Origin of the sequence: Gemella haemolysans (genome assembly GCF_028308085.1) — a bacterium.
GTDB lineage: Bacteria > Bacillota > Bacilli > Staphylococcales > Gemellaceae > Gemella > Gemella haemolysans_D.
Genome location: NZ_JAQMFS010000071.1, coordinates 36222 through 46861, shown reverse-complemented (window position 1 = coordinate 46861; position 10640 = coordinate 36222). Strand labels below are relative to the sequence as shown.

4 protein-coding genes are annotated in these 10640 nt (G+C 35.1%); all 4 read left to right on the top strand.

Annotated elements, in window-relative coordinates:
• A partial coding sequence (locus PNO30_RS06090; protein WP_271987543.1) for a MucBP domain-containing protein occupies window positions 1–2209 on the top strand: 2209 nt, incomplete at its 5' end.
• Window positions 2210–2663: 454 nt separating this feature from the next.
• Window positions 2664–4247 carry a glycosyltransferase family 52 gene (locus PNO30_RS06085; protein WP_271987542.1) on the top strand — a complete coding sequence of 528 codons (1584 nt, stop codon included), beginning with the start codon at window positions 2664–2666 and terminating at the stop codon, window positions 4245–4247.
• Between the two features lie 3 nt (window positions 4248–4250).
• Entirely contained in the window at window positions 4251–5495 is a 1245-nt protein-coding gene (locus PNO30_RS06080) for a glycosyltransferase family 4 protein (protein ID WP_271987541.1), read from the top strand.
• Window positions 5496–5976: 481 nt separating this feature from the next.
• Window positions 5977–10638, top strand: a complete 4662-nt coding sequence (locus PNO30_RS06075; protein WP_271987540.1) for a mucin-binding protein — start codon at window positions 5977–5979, stop codon at window positions 10636–10638.
• Window positions 10639–10640: the final 2 nt, after the last annotated feature.

Sequence of the window (10640 nt, the reverse complement as noted above, 5' to 3'; positions counted from 1 at the left end):
AGATCCAAATAATCCAGAAGGACCTAAATACCCAGCTGGATTAGAAGAAAAAGATCTAAACAAAACAGTAACACGTACAATTACATACGTATACGCAGATGGAACTCCAGTATTAAATGAAGATGGAACACCAAAAACAGTAACACAAGAAGCTAAATTCACACGTGAAGCAAAAGTAAACTTAGTTACAGGAGAAGTTACATACGGAGACTGGACACCAGCACAAGACTTAGCAGAAGTTAAATCACCAGTAGTTAAAGGATACTTAGCTGACAAAGCAACTGTACCAGCTACAAAAGTAACTGCAGACTCAGAAAACACTACAGAAGTAGTAACATACAAACCAATTGGTTCATGGATTCCAAATATCCCAGGACAACCAACAAACCCAATCAAATATCCAAACGATCCACAAGATCCAACAAAACCAGGTAAACCAACAGAAGTGTTACCATACGTACCAGGATACACTCCAGAAGATAAAGATGGAAATCCACTTAAACCAGTAGATCCGAAAGATCCATCAAAAGGATACATCGTACCAGATATTCCGACAAATCCAGGTGAAGACACACCAATCAACTACGTAGCGAACAAAGCTAACTTAGTAGTTAAATACGTAGATGAAAATGGAAAAGACTTAGCTCCTTCAGAAACAACAGAAGGAAAAGTAGGAGATGAGTACATTACAACTGGAAAAGTAATTAAAGGATACGTATTAGTAAGAGTAGAAGGTGAAGCTAAAGGTAAGATTGGAACAGATGGTTCAACTGTAACATACGTATACAAACCACTAGGATCATGGATTCCAAATATCCCAGGACAACCAACAAACCCAATCAAATATCCAAACGATCCACAAGATCCAACAAAACCAGGTAAACCAACAGAAACATTACCATACGTACCAGGATACACTCCAAAAGATGGAAATGGTCAACCACTTAAACCAGTAGATCCACAAGATCCAACTAAAGGATATATCGTACCAGATATTCCAACAGATCCAGGAAAAGATACAGTAATTAACTATGAAGCAAATGATGCTAACCTAGTAGTTAAATATGTAGATGAAAATGGAAAAGACTTAGCTCCAGCTGAAACGACAAAAGGAAAAGTAGGAGATGAGTACACAACAACTGGAAAAGTAATTGACGGATATGTATTAGTGCGTGTAGAAGGTGAAGCTAAAGGTAAGATTGGAAAAGATGGTTCAACAGTAACATATGTGTACAAACCATTAGGTTCATGGATTCCAAACATCCCAGGACAACCAGTAAACAAAATTAAATATCCAAATGATCCACAAGATCCAACAAAACCAGGTAAACCAACAGAAACATTACCATATGTACCAGGATACACTCCACAAGATGGAAACGGAAACCCACTTAAACCAGTAGATCCACAAGATCCAACTAAAGGATATATCGTACCAAATATCCCAACAGATCCAAGTCAAGATACAGTAATTAACTATGTTGCTACTGAAGCAAACTTAGTAGTTAAATATGTAGACGAAAACGGAAAAGACTTAATCCCAGCTGAAACTACAAAAGTTAAGATTGGAGATGAGTACACAACAACTGGAAAAGTAATCAACGGATACGTATTAGTACGTGTAGAAGGTGAAGCTAAAGGTAAGATTGGAAAAGATGGTTCAACAGTAACATACGTTTACCAACCGCTAGGATCATGGGTACCAAACATCCCAGGACAACCAACAAGTCCAATCAAATATCCAAACGATCCAACAGATCCAACAAAACCAGGAAGTGATAGACCGGTATTACCATACGTACCAGGATACACTCCAGTTGATGGAAATGGAAACCCACTTAAACCAGTTGATCCACAAGACCCAACTAAAGGATACATCGTACCAGATATTCCAACAAACCCAGGTCAAGATACACCAATCAACTACATTGCGAACCCACAACCGCAACCAAATCAAGATCCAAAACCTGAGCCAAAACCAGAAAACAATAAACCAAAAGAAGATCAAAACAAAGATCCGAAACAAGATAAAAAAGAAACACCTGAAAAACCAGGTCAAAACAATGCTCCAGTTCAACCAAAAGCAAATACTCAAGTTAAGAGATTAGCTAACACTGGAACAACAGAAACTAACACTGGATTAGCAGGATTAGGATTAGCGACATTTGCTGGAATGCTTGCTGCAGCAAGACGTCGTAAAGAGAAATAAAATTAAGATAATAAAATCATAAAGACAAAATAGTAAATAATAAAATAAATGGCTTGAAAGCACCCTTGATAATTTTCGAGGGTGCTTTCTTTTTGTATTTATACGTTATATAGAAGTTGTGTGATTGTTTTCGTAATATCAAATAGTAAAAAACTCAGCGAAGAGTAGAGATTTATTTTTGTTTACATAATCTGAATAACTAGAGTAACCTCTGTGGAGATGTGTTCTTTGTTTACATAATCTAAAAGATAGAGTGATAACGGTACAACGCTTATGTTCATTTACATAGTATCCAATCTACTTCCGAAGTTTTGGTTTTCATCTAGACACCCCACATCTGCTTAATTTGACTAGAATTTTCCCGCGTGATAAAATATTTATGATTATGAAAGGAACGGGTTTTTTGGCGTGGTTTTCCGCGCTTAATAGAGCCGTTAATAGAGAGGTATAGTGTATGAATATTATTTTTTGTACTTCACCATTTCAAGTCTTAGTTGCGCGTGAGGTTGCTAAGTATACAGGTGAGAAGTTTTTTGGAATATATTTGAAAATGTCTAATGATAATAGGCAGAAAATATACGCTGAGAAAATGAAGGAGTTTTGCGAAGATACTTTATTTATCGATAATAAAGAGTGGGTTAGTGAACTTAGAGAAAAATTAGCAAATATCAAGATTGACAAGTTTTATCTAGCAAGTTTAGATAATCCGGTCGCACACATGATCTTTAATCCTAATTTTATGAGATTATTTACGTTTGATGATGGTAGTACCTCGATTATTTCGCCGAATATGTATACTCGCTATACCGATAGAGTAGTCGGACCAGAAGATATAACTCTAGAAAATGTTATTAATCTTTCTAATGGTCACTATACAATATTTGATACAAACACCGTATTCCCAACTGAAAAATTAATAAAAATACCTTTCGATACTAAACCGGATGATTTCTTAAAGGTAACTAACGGAAAAACAGTAAAGGTCTTTTTAGGGCAAGCGCTTGGCAATTATGTAGATGAAAAAGATATAAAAATTACAGAAAAATTGACGAGGAAGGCATTAGAAGAGATAGGAAATACGTTATACTATGCTCACCCTCGAGTTACAGTAAATGTAGAAAATGCTGAGACCATCCAGTCAGATAAATGTTTCGAAGAAGAAATTTACGACCTATTGTCTAACTATGAGAATGCGGAAGTTTATGGTTTTTATTCTACCTCGCTACTTCTTGTAAAAGATATTCCTGGAGTGAGTGTTCGTTGTTTTAGAACGTTCTTAACGACTAATGAGGTGAAGATACTAGGTGAATATGGTGTTGAGTCGATAGATTTACCTTTATCGGACACAGCAGTAGATATCATTATGCCTGTTTATAATCGTGAAAAAACTGTTGGTAACGCAATCGAGTCGGTCTTAAACCAAACTCATAAAAATTTTAGACTGATTATAGTCGATGATGGATCTCGTGATGGGACTGAAGAAGTATGTAGAAAATATTTAAATGATGAAAGAGTTATTTATCATAAAGTTCTTCATGGAGGTATATCGAGGGCCCTTAATGCGGGGATTTCATTAGCGACTGCGGAGTATATCGCAAGACAGGACTCTGATGATGAATGGATGCCGTGGCACTTAGACTTTCTTCTTAATGAATTAGAACAAAATGATAAGTTAGATATCATTGGTTCGAAGGTTGATGCGGATAGAAATAAACTACAAGGTGGAATTAAAAGAAATAATTTTAACAACTTATCAGGTGAGGAACTATGGTTTAAGTTAGCTTATAAAAATATGTTTAATCACTCTACTGTAATTTATAAAAAATCTGCGGTTGAGGAAGCTGGTGGTTATGATCCAGAGTGCGATGGTTTTGAAGATTGGCACCTGTGGGCGCGTATGGTAACTAAGGATAATGCGCTCGTGATGAATACACTGACTGCCTACTATGGTTTACCTGAAGAGGATGATAAGGGTATGATTTTTAGAAGTAGGCTTGCGAAGAGTCGTGGTTTGAGATTAGAAGATGTATTGGAGTAGAAAATGGTTAAAGTATTTACGATAAAAGAAGGAGTTCCTTGCAATATATATGGATTCGAGAGTAGTCAACTCGCACGTCAAAATATTTTTGATGAAATAGGTGTTGAACAAAAATTAGTTTTGACGAATCTGACTAATTTTGTGCCAAATTTTGTAGAAACTCTTGAAAGTCTAGGGTTCAAAAACTTCTATCATGTAATTTTTGAAAAATCAGATATAGCTAGGGATAAACCTAGCGTTGATAAAAGTTTTATAGAAAATCTAGAAGATGTTTTAGAAGTGGAATACACTAAGGATGGTTATGTAGGGTTAGTTCACTACAAAGATAGAACTGTAGAGTGCTATACTTCACAATTATTATATAAATATGTCCCTAATGAAGATAAGTTTATCCTTTTTAACAAAAATGGGATAGCACTAGAAGGTGATGTTTCTGAGAGTTATCATAAGTATCACATAAAAGAAACGGATAAAACTCTGTCACAATGGCAGTTGGTGAGTGAATTCCTTGCGGAAAATTCAACTGTCGATGATAGATTTATTATAGATATGGTTAATGAATATCCTTTGCAACTACGAAAGTTTTTCCAAAATACAGGTAGAGAACTCTTTGCTTATACGCATTATAATATTCTTGCGCCATTCATGAAGTTTGTCTTGCAAAGTTGGTGCACTAATGTTGTTGCAAGCCCTGTCTTAGAAGAAAGGTTGGGAAGTGATAAGGTGAGATTCCTGCCCCCTGTTTATGTAGAAGAAGTTAAAGAAGAAGTATATACAACTGTAAAGAATTGGTGTATAGTCGGTAATATGACCGTTATAAAAAAATGTGAGGTTGCGATAGAAGCATTTAGACGTACGCCTGATAGTACACTTACGATCTACGGTAACTTACCTGATGGATATACGAAGGACAATTTACCAGAAAATGTTAAATTTGCAGGTTTTGTTAAAAAGGTGCCATATGAGAATCACGAAGGTTATATATCTTGTTCGCTAAGTGAATGTTTCGCTAATTCAGCGGTAGAAGCATCTTCGAAAGGGTTAGTGTGTCTACTTTCTAATGTTGATTTAGGCCATAGATATTACACAAGTATCTGCGAAAACACGGAAACCTTTAGTTCTTTTGACGAATTGTTAAAGATTCTTGCAGAATATCAACAAGTGGGAGAATATAAGTCTTCAACTTTTGCTAAAGAATATGTGAAGGGAAAAGTAGTGGAAAACTATAGGAAAGTATTGAAACTATAGTAAATAGAAACTTATTGTGTCAGAAAGGTAAAGAAATATATGTTAACTTAATATCTTCTTGGTAAAAAACCAGGAAGATATTTTTTTATTTTTCAAAACAGTACCTCGGAATTTATACTAATATATTAGTATAAATTGAGTAATCTTTATGTGTTATTTTATAAATTGTTGTTTTCCAGAAAAGGTCATGATAGAGTAGTTGATTCTGATTTTTAACAGATAAAAAACGTGTTAAATATATTGGTAAAACGATAACAAAATAATTGACTAACTTTTCTGAAAATGATAAAATTTAGTTGATAAACTATGAATGTATAAGCAAGTTTACATAGAGTTGTTTTAAAAAATAACTAGGAAATTTAATGGGATATTAATTAATATAATTTGCTTTTTGAAACAAAAGTAATTATTGTTAAATTTTTATATCTTTATACTGAAATTGACGTGCTTATATGTTCTGAAGAAATGGAGAGGGAAAGTTATGTTAAAAAATAATAAGAAGGAAAAATTTTCTTTAAGAAAATATAAAGACGGACGCACCGATTCAAAACTAATAGGAGCGACATTATTAGTAGGTATGGGTCTGTTAGCTAGCGGTGGAACTGCCTTAGCTAACGTGAGCTCTAATGGGACAGATACGGCAACAATGGTGACTGATACATCGAAAGTAGCTTCAACATCAGCTACAACTTTTACAGATGATAAAGATACAACAAAAACTGTAAAAGTAGATGCGGTATTAGAAAAGGGAACTGCTGAACCGACAAAAGCTAACAGCAATACTGGTGATGTCGATGGAACTGATACTTTAAACGTTAAATCAGAGGCAACTGTAAATTACAAACTTGATTCTGATAAATCATTATTAAAATCAGACACGGTAGAAGCGGGAACAGGTACTGTAAAAACTCCTTATGATAAAAAAGGGCTAGCTTATGATACAGATGGTAAAGACTACCGTGAATCAACTGTAACTCAACCGGGAACTGTCGTTACTAAAGATACTGGTAAAAAAGATACAGTAGAAGCGAATGGTAAAGTCTATGAGTACGCTGGAAAATCTGAAGTAGAAGGTGCTGATAAACTTACTTATGACAAAACACATTTCAACGATATCGAAGCTCCAGTTTCTCCAGAAGGAATGCACAATAAACTAGGAGAAATTGACTATACAAAAACAACAGGTAAAGTATATCTAGTTGAAGAAACAGCTGATGGACAATACGGGAAATTCGTAGAAACTAACGGAGTAACTAGTGATGAAGATGCAGTTGCAAAATGGAAAGCTGGTCAAGCTACAGCTAAAGATTTCACAAAAGCTAATGTAACACTGCAAAAAGGTGATACAGTTCTTGTTCTAGATAAAGATACTTATGCAGTAGGTGAAGGGAAATCTGTTACAAAAACTAAAAAGGGAAATGTTACTTTTGCAGCTGTTGATGTACCAGATGAAGTAGTCCCGAAAAATAAAAAAGAGGATTTTAATACTTATATTACAACGGATGCCACTTTTGATACACCATATCTTCCCGCTAACCATTATTGGAAACCAGGTGCTGATGGTGTTTTTGGAACAGCGGATGATATTGAAATAACACCGACTGAATCTCCGACTTATGTTTTATCAACATTTACTGGAGGATATAGAGGTGCTTTAGTTGAAAATGTAGAAACAGGTGAAGTATATAGTCCTGATAGCACATTGGATCAGTTTAATTCATCATTGGAAAAAGTTGTAAAAAATTATACGATTGCCAATTATAAAGCTTTGGACTTTTTAGAAAGTAAAGTGAGTGATGCCGCGGAACGAAAAAAAATACAAGACGCAAGAGCTCGTTTAGATGCTCATGTGAAATCAGTTGTGGATGGTATTCAGGATGGTAGTTTGGATATCGGTTTTATAAAACAATCAAATGGTAGGTTTTTCACAGGAGATGTTGTATTACACTCACCCGTAAACTTGGATACAGGATTTACTGATGATACTAAACTTCGTGATGCATTCGGGAATTTCACAAACATTATTGGGTACTTGACGGTTACAGGTACTCCTGTAGAAACTGGAGAATTGAATGGCAGTACTTATAGAAAAATCGTTTCAACTACGCAGTATAAGTATTGGCCAAGTGGACCTAATGCTCATATTGAGTTAGAAACGACTAAAAAAATTAAAGAGTACACTGTCTATACTGGTAAACCAGATGACTATATTCCATTAGAGGAAACTGAACCTGATAAAGAAACAGCTGTAACTACTTTAATGAAAAAAGGTACGGTTGAAATTGCTGCGGATGGTACAATAACAGTCTCAGGAGATGCTAAAGTTACAGATGAAAAGTATATTCCTACAGAAACTGTTGCTGAAAATAAATACATTATTAGTGGTGATAATGGTACAAGAACACGTACAGAGACAACTGAATCAGCAACTTATACTAAAAAAGAAATCATTACACCGATCCGTGCTTACAAAGTAATGGGTGAAGAAAAACCAGTAGTAACTCATTACTACAACTTAAAAATTACAAAAGAAGAAGCGGGAACTGCAACAGCTACTAAACAAGGTAGTGTCGTTATTAAGTATGTAACAACTGATGGAAAACAATTAAAATCAGAAACTGATAAAGATAATGTTACATTAGAAACTAAAACTATCGTAAGCTTATATTCAGGTGAAACAAAAGTTGATGAACGTACTGATATTAAAACTGTAGAACAAAACTACGATACAACTCCAAAACAATATCCAACATTAGTAGATGCTGATACTGGATTTACATACGAGTATGTGGGTCTAAAACAAGGATCTCCAGCTGCTAGTGGTAAAGTAGTAGAAGGAACAACAGAGGTTGTTTACGAATACCGTCTAGTAAGTGAAGAAGAGAAAACTCCGTCTAAATCAGAAGTTACAAAAACAGGTTCTGTTGATGTAAAACATGTCGTAATCAATGAAGATGGAAGTTTAAAAACTTTAAAAACAGAAGTCGTAAAAGATAAAGTACCAGTTGAGTATGAAGATACGTATGTAACTTACTCAAAAGGTGTAAAAGTATCTGAACGTAAAGAAAAACGTGCAGTTACAGAAAAATATGACACTACCGATAAACAATATCCAACGCTAAAAGATGAAGCAACAGGTTTAGTTTATAAATATGTAGGACCAACATCTGATTCAGCTCCAGCGACAGGAGACGTAACTGAAGGTGAAAAACACGTTATTTACAGTTATGTATTAGATAAAAAAGAAGATACAACACCGACAATAACTGAAACTAAAGGATCAGTAGTTGTTAAGTACGTAGATGTTGATGGTAATGAAATTAAAGATCCAGAAAATGTAATAACTGATGCAGTTGTTAAGACAACGAAAACATATGCTACTAAATCGGGTGATGTTGTATTATCAACACGTGATGAAGTAACTGAAAATGATGTAAACTACAATGTTGCTGAGAAGAAAGTTGATACAATCAATAAAGATGGTAAGAAATATGTCTTCCGTGGAGTGTATGAAGTTTCTGATAAATATAACAACGTATTAGAAGAAACAGGTAAGGTGAAAGAAGGAATCACAACGGTAGTATACCAATACGACTACGTTATTCCAGTAGATCCAAATAAACCAAATAATAATACTCCAAATCCAGGAGGCGGAACACCGGATAATCCCCCAACGCCTTCTAATGGGGAGGTAGAACCTCCGCACCCAGAAAATGGAACACCGAACAAACCAAATAATACTCCAAAACCAGATGATAAAATTCCTAACGATCCAAAAGGCCGTACATATAAAGATTTAGGTGTATTAAAAGAAGTTAAACGTAATATTACTTATGTTTATGAAAATGGACCAAAAGCAGGACAAGAAGCAAGTGCACCTGTTAACCAAAATGCGCGCTTCACAAGAACTGCTGAAATCAACAGTAGAACAGGTGAAGTGGTGTACACAAGTGAGTGGACTAAAGAACAAAAACTTGCTGAAGTAGTGTCACCGAAAATCGATAAATATGCAGTTGATAAAGAAAAAGTAGCGGAATTACTAGTAACACACGAATCTACTGATAGTAGTGAAGTTGTTAAATACCGTGAAAATCCTGAAATTATCGAACATGATGCAGCGAAAGATAAAAAAGGTTCTGTGGTTGTTAAGTATGTTGACGATAAAGGAAATGAAATTGGTGAAGCGGTAACTGTTAAGGATAATGTAGTAGTAGAAAAAGCTACGACAAAAGTTTACGCAGATCGTGAAGAAACTACTTATACAGCGACAAATGAAGAATACAGCACTGTAGCAAGCCGTAAAGATGTTATAGAAGCTAATGGTAAGAAATATAAATACAGTGGTGTATATGGAGCTTCTGATAAATTCAATAATACAATAGAAGAAACAGGTAAGGTAAAAGAAGGAACTACGACAGTAGTATACCAATACGACTACTTAATTCCAGTAGATCCAACAAAACCTAACGAGGGAGAACAAAATCCTCCAAAACCAGAGGATAAAATCCCTAACGATCCAAAAGGTCGCACATACAAAGACCTAGGTCTACTGACAGAAGTTAAACGTAACATTACTTATGTTTATGAAAATGGACCAAAAGCAGGGCAAGAAGCAAGTGCACCTGTTAATCAAATAGCTCGTTTCACAAGAACTGCCGAAATCAACAGTAGAACGGGTGAAGTAGTCTACACAACAAGCTGGACTCCAGAACAAAAACTTGCTGAAGTAGTATCACCAGAAATCAAAGATTACACTGTAGATAAAGCTAAGGTAGATGAATTAGCTGTAACGCATGAATCAAAAGATTCATCAGTTGTAGTTAAATATTCTCAAGTTCCATCGGTAACTAAACGTGATTACGCTAAAGATAAAAAAGGAACAGTTGTTGTTAAATTCGTAGATATTAATGAAAACTTCCTTGCGGATGATGTAGTAGCTAAGAACAATGTAATAGTAGCTGAAGCGACAACTATAACTACTGGGGACAAAGAAGAAACTACATACAAAGCTACAGGAGAAGAGTATGCTGTGACAGCTCCTGAAACAATCGTAGTAGACGGAGTAACGTTCAAACTGAAACGTGTACTTCCAGCAGGAGATAAATTCGAAAATACTGTAGACGAAAAAGGTCTGGTTAAATAGGG

Excerpts from the sequence above, each read along its gene's own strand:
- PNO30_RS06075 (WP_271987540.1), top strand. The coding sequence starts at position 5,977 with ATGTTAAAAAATAATAAGAAGGAAAAATTTTCTTTAAGAAAATATAAA.
- PNO30_RS06080 (WP_271987541.1), top strand. The coding sequence starts at position 4,251 with ATGGTTAAAGTATTTACGATAAAAGAAGGAGTTCCTTGCAATATATAT.
- PNO30_RS06085 (WP_271987542.1), top strand. The coding sequence starts at position 2,664 with ATGAATATTATTTTTTGTACTTCACCATTTCAAGTCTTAGTTGCGCGT.